14 protein-coding genes are annotated in these 14,698 nt (G+C 66.5%); 6 read left to right on the plus strand and 8 right to left on the minus strand.

Annotation, left to right across the window (positions count from 1 at the left end; genetic code table 11):
- Positions 1-22 precede the first annotated feature (22 nt).
- Complete coding sequence (locus tag ACTJJX_RS09435; RefSeq protein ID WP_003113876.1) at positions 23-2,428, plus strand: phosphoketolase family protein; 2,406 nt, start codon at positions 23-25, stop codon at positions 2,426-2,428.
- A 123-nt stretch (positions 2,429-2,551) separates the two neighbouring features.
- On the opposite strand, the gene ACTJJX_RS09440 is transcribed toward ACTJJX_RS09435, so the two are convergent.
- From ACTJJX_RS09440 to ACTJJX_RS09465, 6 genes are all read right to left on the minus strand, one after another.
- Positions 2,552-2,773 (minus strand): DUF3820 family protein, encoded by a 222-nt coding sequence (locus ACTJJX_RS09440; RefSeq protein WP_003092249.1) that lies wholly within the window; start codon positions 2,771-2,773, stop codon positions 2,552-2,554.
- A gap of 18 nt (positions 2,774-2,791) precedes the next feature.
- On the minus strand, positions 2,792-3,202 hold the full coding sequence (locus tag ACTJJX_RS09445; protein ID WP_003092248.1) for a quorum-sensing-regulated virulence factor family protein: 411 nt from the start codon (positions 3,200-3,202) through the stop codon (positions 2,792-2,794).
- A 175-nt stretch (positions 3,203-3,377) separates the two neighbouring features.
- Positions 3,378-4,442 carry a polyamine ABC transporter substrate-binding protein gene (locus ACTJJX_RS09450; protein ID WP_003113877.1) on the minus strand — a complete coding sequence of 355 codons (1,065 nt, stop codon included), beginning with the start codon at positions 4,440-4,442 and terminating at the stop codon, positions 3,378-3,380.
- 88 nt (positions 4,443-4,530) lie between these two features.
- Positions 4,531-5,301 (minus strand): ABC transporter permease, encoded by a 771-nt coding sequence (locus ACTJJX_RS09455; RefSeq protein ID WP_003092244.1) that lies wholly within the window; start codon positions 5,299-5,301, stop codon positions 4,531-4,533.
- Entirely contained in the window at positions 5,294-6,187 is an 894-nt protein-coding gene (locus ACTJJX_RS09460; protein ID WP_003092241.1) for an ABC transporter permease, read from the minus strand. Before ACTJJX_RS09460 ends, ACTJJX_RS09455 begins: the two co-directional genes overlap by 8 nt.
- Before the next feature lie 4 nt (positions 6,188-6,191).
- Positions 6,192-7,283, minus strand: coding sequence for an ABC transporter ATP-binding protein (locus tag ACTJJX_RS09465; RefSeq protein WP_003119359.1), 1,092 nt, complete (start codon positions 7,281-7,283; stop codon positions 6,192-6,194).
- Between the two features lie 258 nt (positions 7,284-7,541).
- Here ACTJJX_RS09465 and ACTJJX_RS09470 point away from each other — a divergent pair, with 258 nt between their 5' ends.
- A complete protein-coding gene (locus ACTJJX_RS09470; RefSeq protein ID WP_003109705.1) occupies positions 7,542-8,258 on the plus strand; it encodes a tRNA-uridine aminocarboxypropyltransferase in 717 nt (238 codons plus the stop codon).
- 3 nt (positions 8,259-8,261) lie between these two features.
- On the opposite strand, the gene ACTJJX_RS09475 is transcribed toward ACTJJX_RS09470, so the two are convergent.
- Positions 8,262-9,188 carry a DMT family transporter gene (locus ACTJJX_RS09475; RefSeq protein ID WP_003119360.1) on the minus strand — a complete coding sequence of 309 codons (927 nt, stop codon included), beginning with the start codon at positions 9,186-9,188 and terminating at the stop codon, positions 8,262-8,264.
- Between the two features lie 132 nt (positions 9,189-9,320).
- Here ACTJJX_RS09475 and erdR point away from each other — a divergent pair, with 132 nt between their 5' ends.
- Both erdR and ACTJJX_RS09485 read left to right on the plus strand, forming a co-directional pair.
- Entirely contained in the window at positions 9,321-9,974 is a 654-nt protein-coding gene (gene erdR, locus ACTJJX_RS09480; protein ID WP_003092229.1) for a response regulator transcription factor ErdR, read from the plus strand.
- Between the two features lie 71 nt (positions 9,975-10,045).
- Positions 10,046-10,417: a diacylglycerol kinase gene (locus ACTJJX_RS09485; RefSeq protein WP_003092226.1), complete on the plus strand. Its 372-nt coding sequence runs from the start codon at positions 10,046-10,048 to the stop codon at positions 10,415-10,417.
- A gap of 69 nt (positions 10,418-10,486) precedes the next feature.
- Here ACTJJX_RS09485 and ACTJJX_RS09490 read toward each other — a convergent pair whose 3' ends face one another.
- Positions 10,487-12,154, minus strand: a complete 1,668-nt coding sequence (locus ACTJJX_RS09490) for an FMN-binding glutamate synthase family protein (RefSeq protein WP_440781967.1) — start codon at positions 12,152-12,154, stop codon at positions 10,487-10,489.
- Between the two features lie 128 nt (positions 12,155-12,282).
- Between ACTJJX_RS09490 and istA the strand changes: the two genes are divergently transcribed.
- Entirely contained in the window at positions 12,283-13,797 is a 1,515-nt protein-coding gene (istA, locus tag ACTJJX_RS09495) for an IS21 family transposase (protein ID WP_146537839.1), read from the plus strand.
- A gap of 17 nt (positions 13,798-13,814) precedes the next feature.
- The gene (gene istB, locus ACTJJX_RS09500) at positions 13,815-14,570 is read left to right on the plus strand and encodes an IS21-like element ISPpu7 family helper ATPase IstB (RefSeq protein ID WP_045107743.1); all 756 of its coding nucleotides are present in this window, start codon (positions 13,815-13,817) and stop codon (positions 14,568-14,570) included.
- The last annotated feature ends 128 nt before the right edge of the window (positions 14,571-14,698 follow it).

Below are 14,698 nucleotides of genomic sequence, written 5' to 3' on the forward strand. Positions count from 1 at the left end.
ACCACTAGGGAGGCTACCCACCATGAGTCAGATTCTGCCCAGTCAGGACGAGTTGCTTGCCCATGCGGCGGCCGAGCCGGCGTTTGCCGCGTGGCTGCAAGGCCATGGTCCGCTCCAGCATAGCGCAGAGACCCGCGCCGCCGTGTTCCGCACCGCTCATCAATTGGTCCAAGCCGGGCTGCAACCGGACCTGGCCAGCGTCTACCAGCTGTTCCGCGCCCTCGACCGGCTGACCGCCAGCGCCCTGCGCATCGTCGTGCACATGACCTACGCCCGGCGCATCCGCCTGGACGGCCAGCCGTTGCAGGCCGAGGATTTCAAGACACAGCCCGAGGGCCACACCGGCGGAGCCCTGAACATGGTCCCGGCCTACGCTGGCTATCTGGCACTCAACGTCCTGACCGGCAAGACTCGCGCCTGGCTGATGGGCCAGGGCCATTGCGTGGCCGCCATCGACGCGCTGAACGTCCTCACCGGCAACCTGCACCCGGAGCAGGAGCGCGCCTATGCCGACGGCGAGGAAGGGCTGAACCGCTTGCTGCAGGACTTCTACGGCTACGCCCAGGCCCCCAACGGCGCACCGGCGGCGCCACTGGGCAGCCACGTGAATCCGCATACCGCCGGCGGTATCGCCGAGGGCGGCTACCTCGGCTTCGCCGAATTGCAGTACGCGCACATGCCGCTGCCCGGCGAGACCCTGGTGGCGTTCCTCTCCGATGGTGCCGCCGAGGAACAGCGCGGCAGCGACTGGATTCCGCGCTGGTGGCGAGCCGAGGATTGCGGGGCGGCGCTGCCGGTGATGATCGCCAATGGCCGGCGCATCGAGCAGCGCACCGAGCTGGGCACCCATGAGGGGCTGGAGGGCTTCAAGCTGCATCTGCGCCGCTGCGGCTTCGATCCGATCAGCTTCGATGGGCGCGACCCGGCCGCCTTCGTCTGTACGCTCTGGGAGATGGAGCAGCGCCTGGAGCGGCGCGTGCAGGAGAAGAACAGCGGCATCCTCCGCTACCCGCTGCCGATTCCCTACGGCATCGCCGAGACGGTCAAGGGCTTCGGCTTCTATGGCGCCGGCAGCAACGCCGCGCACAACCTGCCGCTGCCGGGCAATCCGCATAACGACGAACAGGCCCGGCAACTGTTCAACCAGCATGCAAACGAACTCTGGGTCGAGCCTGAGGCTCTCGAATTGGCCCGCCGGCTGTTCGCCGAGCAGCGCGGCGAGCGTCCCCTCGAACGGGACAACCCGCTGGCCCTGCGCCATCCCATCGAACCGATCATCCCGCCGCTGCGCTATCGCGACGACGCCTGCTCGCCGATGGCCGCGCTGGACCGCTTCTATACCGAACTGGTGGAGGCCAACCCCGACCTGCGCGCCCGGGTCGGCAATCCCGACGAATTGGCCAGCAACCGCCTCGGCGGCGTGCTCAAGGCGCTCAAGCATCGGGTCAGCGAGCCGGAGAGCGAACTGGAATCGGTGAGCGGTCGGGTCATCACCGCGCTCAACGAGGAGGCGGTGGTGTCCGCCTGCCTGGCCAACCAGGGCGGACTCAACCTGGTTGCCAGCTACGAGGCGTTCTGCGTGAAGATGCTCGGCGCGGTGCGCCAGACCCTGATCTTCGCCCGCCAGCAGAAGGAAGTCGGGCGTCCGGCCGGCTGGCTGGGCTGGCCGCTGGTCGCTACTTCGCATACCTGGGAGAACGGCAAGAACCAGCAGTCGCACCAGGACACCACCTTCTGCGAGGCCCTGCTTGGCGAGATGAGCGACATGGTTCGGGTGCTCTTCCCGGCCGATCACAACAGCGCCCTGGCGCTGCTACCGACGATCTACCGCAGCCGGGGGCAACTGGCCTGCCTGGTGATCCCCAAGCGCGACCGGCCGATGGTGTTCGACGCCGTCCAGGCCGAGCGCCTGGCCCGCGACGGCGCGATCCTGGTCGAGGAACGCTGCGGCTCCGATCCGCTGCTGCTGATCGCCAACGGCAGCTACCAGCTCGAACAGATGCGCCGCGCCGCGCAGCGCCTGGCCGAGGCCGGGCAGGCCTACCGGCTGGTCTACCTGCAGGAGCCGGGACGCTTCCGCGCGCCGCGCGATCGCTGGGAGGTCGAGGCGGTGGCCGACGAGGCGCTGGTGGAACGACTGTTCCCGGATAGCCATGAGCGCCGCGTGCTACTCACCCATATGCGCGCGGAAGTGGCGCGCGGTCATCTTTGGCCGATCCTGCCGGATGCCCGGCGCACCTCGGTACTCGGCTATCGCAACCGCGGCGGCACCCTCGACGAGGCGGGCATGCAGTTCGCCAACCGCGCCTGCTGGGGCAACGTGCTGGCGGCTTGCGCCCGCTTGATGGAGGTCCCGCGCACCGCGCTGCTGACCCCGGAGGAAGCGGCGGCGGTGGCCGGCAAGGGCGATCCGGCGTTGTTGCGCTGAGTTCGGCTGCGTATCGGCGGATAACGTCTGTGGCGTTATTCGCCCTGCCGAACGGGGGCGGGTGTCTGGCGAAGGCAGGGTGTGGGCAGGGTATCGGCGGATAGCGTCGGCGACGTCATTCGCCTACGGAGCGGGGGGACGAAGCGGCTTGAGCAGCCCGTCCAGCCCGTCGATCTTCAGTTCCAGGGTCAACTGCATCAGCCGCCCGAGTTCACCAGGCGGGAAGCCTTTCTTGTAGAACCACAGCAGGTACTCCTCCGGCAGGTCGACCAGCATCCGTCCCTGGTACTTGCCGAACGGCATCGGCGTCCTGGCGATCTTCAGCAGATGCTGCTTGTCCAGCATGGCGACCGCGCGGCGCGCTTACTTCTTGCCCTGGATGCGGCAGCTGCCGGCATCGAAGCGTTCGGTGGCGACCGGCTGGTTGGTCTTGTACTCGGTGAAGCTGTAGGTGAGGATCGCGCCGCGGGCGAGCAACTGGCGATAGCCGGTGTTGCTGCACACGCTATCGCCGAGCTGGCTGCGCACGCTGTCCGGGTTGGAGCGCATGCGCTCGGCGTGGCTGGCGCGTACGCTGAGGTGATTGATCAACTGGTTGCCTTCGACGGTGTAGCCCTGGTCGAGGATGTCTTCGTTGATGGCGCGGGGAGTGCCTACGCTGCTTTCCTTGGCCACTTTCTCCAGCATCTTGCTCAGTTCGAAATCCTTGAGCGAGGCGGCATGGGCGGCGGTGGGCAGGACGAAACAAAGGGCAAGGGCCATGAAGCGCGACATCGAAGATCTCCTGGGGCAATAAGCGGATTCGACCGATGGAGGGGGCGAATTGTTTCCGTCGGCCCATTCCCGGGACGGACGGTGGCGAATGGGTGCCATGTTACCGCGTTCGGTGCGGGGCACGGAAACGCAAAAGGGCGACCGAGGGTCGCCCTTTCGTCGATAGCGGTGCGGATCAGCGCAGCTTGATCTCTGTCCAGAGCTTGTTCAGGGCGCGTCGCTGGCGCGAGTTCAGGTCCTTCAGCGGCTCCAGCCTGGCCTGGGTGGTGGCGTCCGGGAACAGGGCGGCGAGCGTCTTGATTTCCGGCTTGATGAAGGGCAGGGCGGCGGCGTTGGGCGTGCCGGTACCGATCTGGTTGGTCAGCTCGGAAGCGTTCCGACCGTCGAGCATGAAGTCGATGAAGCGGTAGGCCAGGTCAGGGTTCTTCGAGCCCTTGTGGATCACCATGTTGTCGATGGCCAGCACCGCACCTTGGCGGGGCAGGGCGAAGTCGACCTTGAAGGCGCGGCCGGCAGCCTCCGCGTCGGCCCTGGCCTGGTACATGTCGCTGGAGTAGCCATGGGCGACCCAGATGTTGCCCAGGGTCAGCTCCTTGATATAGCTCGACGAGTTGAACGCGGCCCAGTACGGCTTGGCCGCGAGGATCAGCGCCTGGGCTTCCTTCCAGTGCTGCGGGTCGGTGTCGTTGGCGGAGTGACCGAGGTACTTCAGGGCGGCGCCGAACAGTTCCTGCGGGTCGTCCATCACCGTGACCCTGCCCTTGATCTTCTCCAGGACCGCCGGGTCGAAGATCACCGACCAGTCGGCGGGGTCGATGCCCAGCTTGTCCAGCTCGGTCTTGTTGTAGCCGACCAGGGTGGTGGTGAAGGCGTAGGGCAGGGAATAGCGGTTGCCCTTGTCGAAATCCTTGTCGAGGTAGCCCGCGGCCTCGTTGCTCAGGTTCGCCAGGCGACTCTTGTCCAGCTCCAGCAGGTCGCCCTTGCGGATCAGCGCCTCGACCGCGTTCTGGGTCGGGATGATCACGTCGTAGCCGCTGGCCCCGGCGGCCAGCTTGGCCATCATTTCCTCGGTGCCGGAATAGAACTCCTGCACCAGCTCGCAGCCACATTGCTGCTCGAAGCGTTTCAGCGTGTCCTCGGCGATGTAGTCGTTCCAGTTGAACAGATACAGCTTCTCGGCGGCGGTGGCCTGGGCGGCTCCTGCCATGAGGGTTGCGACGAGCAACAGCTTTTTCATCATGGTTCCTTGTTACGGGGTGGCAGGGCTCCGGAAACCGGAGCAGGGCAAGGCCGCGGGCCTCTCCGGGAGGCCCGCGGGTTTCGGCGGATCAATGGCCCTTGATGGCGCTGGGGGAGAGTTTCGAGGCGATCACGATCAGCACCAGGGTGAGCAGCATCAGCAGGGTGGAGACGGCGTTCACTTCGGGCGTCACGGCGATCTTGATCATGGTGTAGATCTGCGTCGGCAGGGTGGCGAAGCCGCCGCCGGCGGTGAAGAAGGTGATCACGAAGTCGTCGATGGACAGGGTGAAGGCCATCAGCGCGCCGGCGACGATGCCCGGCATGATCAGCGGCAGGGTCACCAGGCGGAAGCTCTGCCAGGGCGTGGCACCGAGGTCGCGGGCCGCCTCGGTGAGGCTTTCGTCCATGCCCGACATGCGCGCCTGCACCACCAGGGCGACGAAGCCGACCGAGAAGGTGATGTGCGCGAGGGTCACCGAGAGCATGCCCAGGCTCATGTTCAGGCCGATGAAGAAGATCACCAGCGAGACCCCCATCAGGAGTTCCGGAATGGCGATCGGGGTCAGCACCAGCAGGGGCAGCACGCGCAGCTTGAAGCGATGCAGGGCGACCCCGGCGAGGGTGCCGAGCAGGGTCGCCACGCTGGCCGAAACCAGCGCGATGACCAGCGAGTTGGCGGCGGCCTGGAGCATGTCGCGGTTGCCGAACAGCTTGCGGTACCAGTCCAGGGTGAAGCCCACCCACTCGGCGTTCAGCCGCGAGTCGTTGAAGGAGTACAGCACCACGATCACCAGCGGTACGTAGAGGAACAGGTACACCAGCGCGGTGGCGCTCCAGAGCAGGTAGGGCCTACGCATGGGCGCCTCCCTTGCGGGCGCGCGCGGCGCCCATGCCGAGGGCGACCAGCAGCAGGATGCAGCCGGTCAGGGCGATCGACAGCGCGCTGCCGAACGGCCAGTCGCGGGAGTCGAGGAACTGGCTCTTGATCAGGTTGCCGATCATGATGCCGTCGGTACCGCCGACCAGGTCGGGGATGGCGAACATTCCCAGAACCGGGATGAATACCAGTGCCGCGCCGGCGGCCACGCCCGGCAGCGAGAGCGGGAAGGTCACCCGCCAGAAGCGTTGCCAACGACCGGCGCCGAGGTCCTGGGCGGCGTCCAGCAGGGCCGGGTCGTGTTTCTCCAGGTTGGCGTAGAGCGGCAGGATCATGAACGGCAGGTGCACGTAGACCATGCACAGGATCACCGCGAACGGGGTGAACATCAGGCTGATCGGCTGCGCGCCGAACAGGTCCAGCGCGGCGTTGATCCCGCGGGTCAGGGCACCGGACGGCGAGAGGATGATCATCCAGGCGTAGACGCGTACCAGCAGGTTGCTCCAGAACGGCAGGATCACCAGCAGGATCAGCAGGTTGCGCCACTTCGCCGGGGCCCGGGCGAGGGTGGTCGCCACCGGGTAGGCGAGCAGCAGGCAGGCCAGGGTGGTGACCAGGGCGTAGCCGAAGGATTTGACGAACAGTTGCAGGTACACCCAGCTCTCGGTGAGCCGGGTGTAGTTCTCCACGCTGAGGTCGTAGACGGTCTGCCCGTCCTCGCTGTACATCCAGGGCGCCAGGCCGCCGTAGTCGCCGGGAAAGCGGAACGAGGCGAACAGCATGATCAGCGCCGGAACCAGGAAGAAGAACAGCAGATACGCTTGCGGCGGCCAGACCAGCAGCCACTTGCCGAGGTTCTTTCTCATCGTGTCAGGCCCTGACCAGATGGCCGGCATCGAAGCGCCAGGCGGCTTCCACCGCGTCGCCCACCTCGAAGAACTTGGCTCGGCCGGGCGTGGCGTTGGGCAGCAGGGTTTCCAGGCGCTCGCCGTTCTCCAGTTCGACGATGTACAGGGTCACGTCGCCCAGGTAGAGCAGTTCGGCGACGCGACCGCGGAAGTGCACCTCGTCGCTGTCGGCGGTGACGCTCTGCGCCAGGCGGATCTTCTCCGGCCGCAGGGTCAGCACGCAGGCCTCGCCGGGCTGGGCGTCGAAGGATTTCAGCGCCTGGACCTCGCCCAGGCCCCTGAGGTCGATGCGCACGCGCTCGCCGTCGACCGCCTCGACCGTGGCGTCGAGCAGGTTGCACTGGCCGATGAAGTCGGCGACGAAACGACTGCGCGGGAAGCTGTAGATGGTTTCCGGGGCGTCCAGTTGCTCCACCCGGCCCTGGTTCATCACCGCGATGCGGTGCGACAGCGCCAGGGCTTCGCCCTGATCGTGGGTGACATAGACGAAGGTGATGCCGACGTCCTTCTGCAGGTTGATCAGTTCGATCTGCATTTCTTCGCGCAGCTTGGCGTCCAGCGCCGACAGCGGTTCGTCGAGCAGCAGCAGGCGCGGCCGGTTGACCAGCGCGCGGGCGATCGCCACGCGCTGGCGCTGGCCGCCGGAAAGCTGTGTCGGCATGCGCCCGCCCTTGTCCGCCAGGCGCACGTCCTTCAGGGCCTGTTCGACGCGGGCGTCGATCTCGCTCTTCGCCACTCCGGCCATCTTCAGCGGGAAGGCGATGTTCTGCGCCACGCTCATGTGCGGGAACAGCGCGTAGCTCTGGAACACCGTATGCACCGGGCGCTTCTCCGGCTCGACGCCGGCGAGGTCCTGGCCGTTGAGGCGGATCTCGCCGCTGTCCGGCTGGTCGAAGCCGGCGAGCATGCGCAGGAGGGTGGTCTTGCCGCACCCGGAAGGGCCGAGGAGGGTGAAGAATTCGCCGGTGTTGATCGTCAGGCTGACATTGTCGACGGCGGTGAAGTCGCCGAAGCGGCGGGTCACGTTGCGGATCTCGAGCAAGGGGGGCGTCACTCGTCTGGAGAGGCAGTAAGGTCAGCGGGCGGAGCCGGCTGCCCGGTGTCGAAAAAGGGGGCGGATTATAGGGATCGCATCCCGCTCTAACTAGACGTCTGAGGCCCCTGTGAAGAATTTTTTTTCGCGGCCTCGGAAGTTGTCCGACAAAGCAGGAGCCACGCGGGCTCTGATAGAATTTCGCGGTCGCTTTCCAGCCCGTATCCTCGAGTCTTCGATGTTCCTTCGCCCGTCCTTTCCGTATCGGGAGCCTGCCCGATGAGCCATGCCGTTTCCCGCTTGCGCCAGGAGCGCCTGGCGCGCAGCCTGAAACCCTTCGTCGCGCGCGGTTCGCGCATGCCGCGCTGCGAAGGCTGTCGGCTGCTGCCGAGCTATTGCATGTGCGCCTGGCGGCCGCGGGTCGAGGCGCGCGCAGGCATGTGCCTGGTCATGCACGACATCGAGGCGCTGAAACCGACCAACACCGGCTGGCTGATCGCCGATACCGTGGCCGACACCTTCGCCTTCGGCTGGTCGCGCACCGAGGTCGACCCGCGCTTGCTGGAGTTGCTGGCCGACCCGCAGTGGCAGCCATACCTGGTGTTCCCCGGCGAATACGTGGCGGCGGAGCGGGTGGTGAACGAGGTCGCCCCGCTGGCGGAAGGCAAGCGACCGCTGTTCATCCTGCTCGACGCGACCTGGACCGAGGCGCGCAAGATGTTCCGCAAGAGTCCTTACCTGGAGCCGTTCCCGGTGCTCAGCCTGCTGCCCGAGCAGCTCTCGCGCTATCGCCTGCGTCGCTCGACCCGTGGCGAGCACCTGTGCACCGCCGAAGTGGCGGCGCTGTGCCTGGAGCTGGCTGGCGACGAGGCCGCGGGCGAGGCGCTCGGCGCCTACCTGGAGGTGTTCAGCGAGCGCTACCTGGGCGCCAAGCGGCACATTCCGCTGGACGAGGCCAGCCCGGCGCACCGTGCCCTGGCGCCGTTCCGTGGCTGAGTGTCAGGCCGGGCGCGCTTCGGCGGCGAGCTTGCGCGGCCACAACTGCGCCACCAGCATGCCCGCCAGCATCAGCGCGCAACCGAAATAGCCGCGCAGGTGCAGGGTCTCGGCGAGGAACAGGGCGCCGGCGATGGCGGCGAACACCGCTTCCAGGGACAGGATGATCGCCGCATGGGAAGCGATGGCGTGCTTCTGCGCCACCACCTGCAGGGTGAAGCCGGTGCCGACGCCGAGCAGGCCGCCGTATAGCAGGGCGGGACCGGCCTGGACGATGGCGTCCCAGTGGATTTCCTCGAAGACCAGTGCCAGCAGCAGGCTGACCGCCGCGCAGGTGGCGAACTGCAGGAAGGCCAGGCGGATCGGGTCGTAGCGGCTGGCGAACAGGCCTACCAGCAGGACGTGCGCGCCCCAGACCACCGCGCCGGCCAGTTGCAGCCAGTCGCCGGAGGCGACCTGGAAGCCCGGGCCGATGCTCAGCAGGGCCATGCCGAGCACCGCCAGCGACGCCCCCAGCCAGGTGCCCGCGCCGGTGCGCTGGCCGAACAGCAGGCCGAGCAACGGCACGACGATCACGTAGAGCCCGGTGATGAAGCCGGAGTTGGTCACGCTGGTGAACAGCAGGCCGACCTGCTGCAGGTTGATCCCGGTGGTCAGGGCGACGCCGAGGATCACACCGGCGAGCAACTGTCCGCGATTGAAGGGTTGCGCGCCGTCGCGTCGCGAGCGCAGCATCAGCAGTGGCACCAGCACCAGGGCACCGAGGACGAAGCGCAGGCCGGTATAGAGGAACGGCCCGATGGCGTCCATCCCCAGGCGCTGGGCGACGAACGACACCCCCCAGATCATGGCGGTGATCAGCATCAGGACATCGGCACGCAGGGCTTGGCTTCGCATGGCTCGCTCGACGGGGCGGGGAGGGTCCGCCACTCTGCCAGCAAGCCGGGGTGTTTGAAAAGACGAACGCGGTGTACGAGGTATCCCTCATTCGGCTTGACCGGTCCGCCCTCGGTCGGCATCCTGAGCGCCGCCTCGGCTGGGCCGAACAAACTAGGACATGTCATGGCTTCTTACGAGATCCTGATCGCCGACGATCACCCCCTGTTTCGCAGCGCTTTGCACCAGGCCCTCACCCTCGGGCTGGGCCCCGACGTGCGCCTGGTGGAAGCCGCCAGCATCGCCGAACTGGAAGCGCGGCTGAACGAGAAGGCCGATTGGGATCTGGTCCTGCTGGACCTCAACATGCCGGGGGCCTATGGCTTCTCCGGCCTGGTGCTGTTGCGCGGGCAATACCCGCAGGTGCCGGTGGTGATGATCTCGGCACAGGAGGAGGCCGCGGTGGTGCAGCGCTCCCGCGAGTTCGGCGCCAGCGGCTTCATTCCCAAGTCCAGTCCGCTGGAAACCCTGCAGCAGGCGGTGCGCGCGGTGCTCGACGGGGACACCTGGTGGCCGCCGCAGGATGCCGCCGCCGAAGCCCTCAGCGAGGAGGCCAAGGCCGCCAGCGCCGGGCTCGCCAGCCTCACCCCGCAACAGTTCAGGGTACTCACCATGGTCTGCGAAGGGTTGCTGAACAAGCAGATCGCCTACGACCTGAACGTTTCCGAGGCGACGGTGAAGGCCCACGTCACGGCGATCTTCCGCAAGCTCAACGTGCGCACCCGGACCCAGGCCGCGCTGCTGCTGCAACAAATGGAGACGGTTCCCGCTTCTCATTGAGAGACGGCTTAACGCTTTTTTGACCAGCCGGCGGCTAGACTGCCGGCCTTCCGAATCGATGAGAACCCGACGTGTCGCCTTCCCCCTTCAAAGGCCAGACCGGCCTCAAGCGTATCCTCAACGCCACCGGCTATTCCCTCGCAGGTTTCCTCGCCGCCTTCCGCGGTGAAGCCGCCTTCCGCCAACTGGTGCTGCTCAACGTGGTGCTGATCCCGGTGGCCTTCCTCCTCGACGTCAGTCGCGGCGAACGCGCGCTGATGATCGCGGTGTGCCTGCTGGCGCTGATCGTCGAGCTGCTCAACTCGGCGATCGAGGCCACCGTCGACCGCGTCTCGCTGGAACGCCACCCTCTGTCGAAGAATGCCAAGGACATGGGCAGCGCCGCGCAGTTCGTGGCCCTCACCGTGATCACCGTGACCTGGGCGACCATCCTGCTGGGCTGATCTACGCGGACATGAAAAAGCCGGAGGCAGCGATGCCTCCGGCTTTTTCTTGCGTGCGAGGGCGGCGGCTCAGGCCGCCGCGTCGAAGCTGTCGGCCCGCGCCATGTTCCACATGCGCTCGTAGAACTCGCCCTCGATCTTGCCGGAAAGCAGTTCGCCCGGCTTGAGGAAGTAGTGCAGCTGCGAGAACAGGCGGATCTCGGTGTCGGTGATGCGTCGCACCAGGTGCTTGGCTTCGAGCTGCGAGGGATGTTCCAGGCCCGCCGCGGCGAGCATCTCGGCCAGGCCCTTGAGGGTGTTGCGATGGAAGTTGCGCACCCGCTCGGCCTTGTCCGGCACCACCAGCGCGCGCTGGCGCAGCGGGTCCTGGGTGGCGACGCCGGTCGGGCACTTGTTGGTATGGCAGCTCTGCGACTGGATGCAGCCGATGGCGAACATGAAGCCGCGCGCCGAGTTGGCCCAATCCGCGCCGGTGGCCAGGACGCTGGCGATATCGAAGGCGCTGACGATCTTGCCGCTGGCGCCGACCTTGATCTTGTCGCGCAGGTTGAGGCCGACCAGGGTGTTGTGGACGAACAGCAGGCCTTCGCGCAGCGGCACGCCGATATGGTCGGTGAACTCCAGCGGCGCCGCGCCGGTGCCGCCTTCCTTGCCGTCGACGACGATGAAGTCGGGGAGGATGCCGGTCTCCAGCATGGCCTTGGCGATGCCCATGAACTCCCATGGATGGCCCAGGCAGAACTTGAAGCCGACCGGCTTGCCGCCGGACAGTTCGCGCAGCTGGGCGATGAACTGCATCAGCTCGATCGGCGTGGAGAAGGCGCTGTGGCGCGACGGCGAAACGCAATCCTCACCCATCGGCACGCCACGGGTGGCGGCGATCTCGGGGGTGACCTTGTGCTTGGGCAGGATACCGCCGTGTCCCGGCTTGGCGCCCTGGCTGAGCTTGATCTCGATCATCTTCACCTGCGGGTCGAGGGCCTGGGCGGCGAAGCGCTCAGGGTCGAACTTGCCATCGCGGGTGCGGCACCCGAAGTAGCCGCTGCCCAGTTCCCAGACCAGGTCGCCGCCGTTCTCGCGGTGATAGGGACTGATGCTGCCCTCGCCGGTGTCGTGGTAGAAGTTGCCCATCTGCGCGCCACGGTTCAGCGAGCGAATGGCGTTGGCGCTGAGGGCGCCGAAACTCATCGCCGAGACGTTGAACAGCGAAGCGGAGTACGGCTTGCTGCATTGTGGCCCGCCGATGTCGACGCGGAACTCGCAGGGATCGCTGAGTGGCGCCGGACGCATCGAGTGGCTGATGAATTCGTAGCCGGCGGTGTACACGTCGATCAGGGTGCCGAAGGGCTTCTCCGAGCTTTCGTTCTTCGCCCGCGAGTAGACCAGCGAGCGCTGGGCGCGGGAGAAGGGCAGGGCGTCGCCGTCGGCTTCCAGCAGGTACTGGCGGATCTCCGGGCGGATGCCTTCCACCAGATAGCGGATGTTGCCCAGGATCGGATAGTTGCGGCGCACCGCGTGGGGCGTCTGGATCAGGTCGAACAAGCCGAGCAGGCTCAGGGCCACGCCCAGGAGGGTGAACGGCCAGAGCCATTCGGTGCTGCCGAGGAACGGCAGGCTGAGCAAGGTGAACAGGGCGATACAGGCGAAAAACGCATAGCGACTGCGGATTCCACGGTCATCTGGCCACCCATTCCATGAGCATCTGACCACCGATTCCACGGTGATCCGGCCACCCATTCCACGCGCATCCGGCCACTGATTCCACGGCCATCCGGCCACTCAACCGGGCAGGCAGTAACGCAGGATTTCTTCACTACCATCGACCTCTTTTTCGAAGCAGAGAGGTCGTCGTGGAGCGTTTATCCATGCGTAAGATTCGCGAAGTACTACGTCTCAAGTTCGAGGTCGGACTATCGGCTCGCCAGATTGCGGTCAGCGTGCAGGTCGGTCGTGTCACCGTCGGCGACTACCTCAATCGTTTTGCCGCCAGCGGTCTCAGTTGGCCCTGTTCGTTGTCCGATGCCGAGTTGGAGCAGCAACTGTTCCCGCCGGCCCCGGCGGTTGCCAGTGAGAAGCGGCCTTTACCCGATTGGGCATGGGTGCATGCCGAACTGCGCCGCCCCGGGGTGACCCTGGCGCTGCTCTGGCAGGAGTACCGCCTGAGCCAGCCTCAGGGCTTTCAGTACAGCTGGTTCTGTGAGCACTACCGAGCCTGGCAGGGCAAGTTGGACGTGGTGATGCGTCAGGAGCACCGCGTCGGCGAGAAGCTGTTCGTCGACTATGCCGGCCAGACGGTGCCGGTTATCGATCGCCACAGCGGCGAGATCCGCCAGGCGCAGGTGTTCGTCGCGGTGCTCGGCGCGTCCAGCTACACCTTCGCCGAAGCCACCTGGTCGCAGCAGCTGCCGGACTGGCTAGGCTCCCATGCCCGCTGCTTCGCCTTCCTCGGCGGCGTGCCGGAGATCGTGGTGCCGGACAACCTGCGCAGCGCGGTGAGCAAGAGTCACCGCTACGAGCCGGACATCAACCCCAGCTACCGCGATCTGGCCGAGCACTATGGCGTGGCGGTGGTGCCGGCGCGGGCACGCAAACCGCGCGACAAGGCCAAGGCCGAAGTCGGCGTGCAGGTGGTCGAGCGTTGGATCCTCGCCGCACTGAGGAATCGGCAGTTCTTCTCCCTGGATGAACTCAACACGGCCATCGCCGGGCTGCTGGAGCGGCTCAACCAACGCCCGTTCAAGAAGCTGCCGGGCTCCCGGCAGTCGGCCTTCGACAGCCTGGATCGTCCGGCGCTGCGCCCCCTGCCGGAGCAACCCTACGTCTACGCCGAGTGGAAGAAGGCGCGGGTGCACATCGACTACCACGTCGAGGTCGATGGGCATTACTACTCGGTGCCGTATCAACTGGTGAAGAAGCAGCTGGAGGTGCGCCTGACGGCGCGCACCGTCGAGTTTTTCCACGCCAACCAGCGAGTGGCCAGCCACCTGCGCTCAATGCACAAGGGCAGGCACAGCACGCAGGCCGAGCACATGCCCAAGAGCCATCGCGAGCATGCCGAGTGGACGCCGCAACGGCTGATCCGCTGGGCCGAGCAGACCGGGCCGAACACCGCCGGCGTGATCCGGCACATCCTCGAACGGCGCATCCATCCGCAGCAGGGCTACCGGGCCTGCCTGGGCATCCTGCGCCTGGGTAAAACCCACGGTGAGGCGCGTCTGGAGTTGGCCTGCCGTCGCGCCATCAGCCTCGGCACGTGCAGCTACAAGAGCCTCGAATCGATCCTGCGCCAGGGGCTGGAAAACCTGCCGCTAGCTCAAACCAACCTGCCGCTGCTGCCGGACGACCACGCCAACCTGCGCGGATCCGCCTACTACCACTGACCCCAAGGAATCCCACCATGCTGCCCCATCCGACCCTGGACAAGCTGCAAACCCTGCGCCTGCACGGCATGCTCAAGGCGCTGAATGAACAACTGAAAACCCCGGACATCGACAGCCTGAGCTTCGAAGAACGCCTCGGCCTGCTGGTCGACCGCGAGCTGACCGAACGCGATGACAAGCGCCTGAGCAGCCGCCTGCGCCAGGCCCGGCTCAAGCACAACGCCTGCCTCGAAGACATCGACTACCGCAGCCCGCGCGGACTGGATAAGGCGCTGATCCTGCAACTGAGCAGTGGCCAGTGGCTGCGCGACGGCCTCAACCTGATCATCGGCGGCCCCACCGGTGTCGGTAAAACCTGGCTGGCCTGTGCCCTGGCCCACCAGGCCTGCCGGGAGGGCTACAGCGTGCGCTACCTGCGCCTGCCACGTTTGCTGGAAGAACTGGGTCTGGCCCATGGCGACGGCCGCTTCGCCAAGCTGATGAGCAGCTACGCCAAGACCGACCTGCTGATCCTCGACGACTGGGGCCTGGCCCCGTTCACCGCCGAACAGCGGCGCGACATGCTGGAGCTACTGGACGACCGCTACGGCCAGCGCTCGACCATCGTCACCAGCCAGATGCCGGTGGACAACTGGCACGAGCTGATCGGCGACCCGACCCTGGCCGACGCCATCCTCGACCGCCTGGTGCACAACGCTTATCGGATCAATCTGAAGGGTGAATCAATGCGCAAACGGACGCAGAAATTGACGACGCCGGGCACCTCAGACTAACAATGCCACCCCTGCGTCGCTGCGCTCCGACTGCCCGGCCGGATGGCCGTGGAACAGGTGGCCAGATGGCCGTGGAATGCCTGGCCAGATGAGCGTGGACTGGGTGGCCGGATGGTGTGGAATCCGCA

Origin of the sequence: Pseudomonas sp. 22490 (genome assembly GCF_052044465.1) — a bacterium.
GTDB lineage: Bacteria > Pseudomonadota > Gammaproteobacteria > Pseudomonadales > Pseudomonadaceae > Pseudomonas > Pseudomonas aeruginosa.

Excerpts from the sequence above, each read along its gene's own strand:
- ACTJJX_RS09460 (WP_003092241.1), bottom strand. The coding sequence starts at position 6,187 with ATGAGAAAGAACCTCGGCAAGTGGCTGCTGGTCTGGCCGCCGCAAGCG.
- istB (WP_045107743.1), top strand. The coding sequence starts at position 13,815 with ATGCTGCCCCATCCGACCCTGGACAAGCTGCAAACCCTGCGCCTGCAC.
- erdR (WP_003092229.1), top strand. The coding sequence starts at position 9,321 with ATGGCTTCTTACGAGATCCTGATCGCCGACGATCACCCCCTGTTTCGC.
- ACTJJX_RS09445 (WP_003092248.1), bottom strand. The coding sequence starts at position 3,202 with ATGTCGCGCTTCATGGCCCTTGCCCTTTGTTTCGTCCTGCCCACCGCC.
- ACTJJX_RS09450 (WP_003113877.1), bottom strand. The coding sequence starts at position 4,442 with ATGATGAAAAAGCTGTTGCTCGTCGCAACCCTCATGGCAGGAGCCGCC.
- ACTJJX_RS09435 (WP_003113876.1), top strand. The coding sequence starts at position 23 with ATGAGTCAGATTCTGCCCAGTCAGGACGAGTTGCTTGCCCATGCGGCG.
- ACTJJX_RS09490 (WP_440781967.1), bottom strand. The coding sequence starts at position 12,154 with ATGGGTGGCCGGATCACCGTGGAATCGGTGGTCAGATGCTCATGGAAT.
- istA (WP_146537839.1), top strand. The coding sequence starts at position 12,283 with ATGCGTAAGATTCGCGAAGTACTACGTCTCAAGTTCGAGGTCGGACTA.
- ACTJJX_RS09455 (WP_003092244.1), bottom strand. The coding sequence starts at position 5,301 with ATGCGTAGGCCCTACCTGCTCTGGAGCGCCACCGCGCTGGTGTACCTG.
- ACTJJX_RS09440 (WP_003092249.1), bottom strand. The coding sequence starts at position 2,773 with ATGCTGGACAAGCAGCATCTGCTGAAGATCGCCAGGACGCCGATGCCG.
- ACTJJX_RS09470 (WP_003109705.1), top strand. The coding sequence starts at position 7,542 with ATGAGCCATGCCGTTTCCCGCTTGCGCCAGGAGCGCCTGGCGCGCAGC.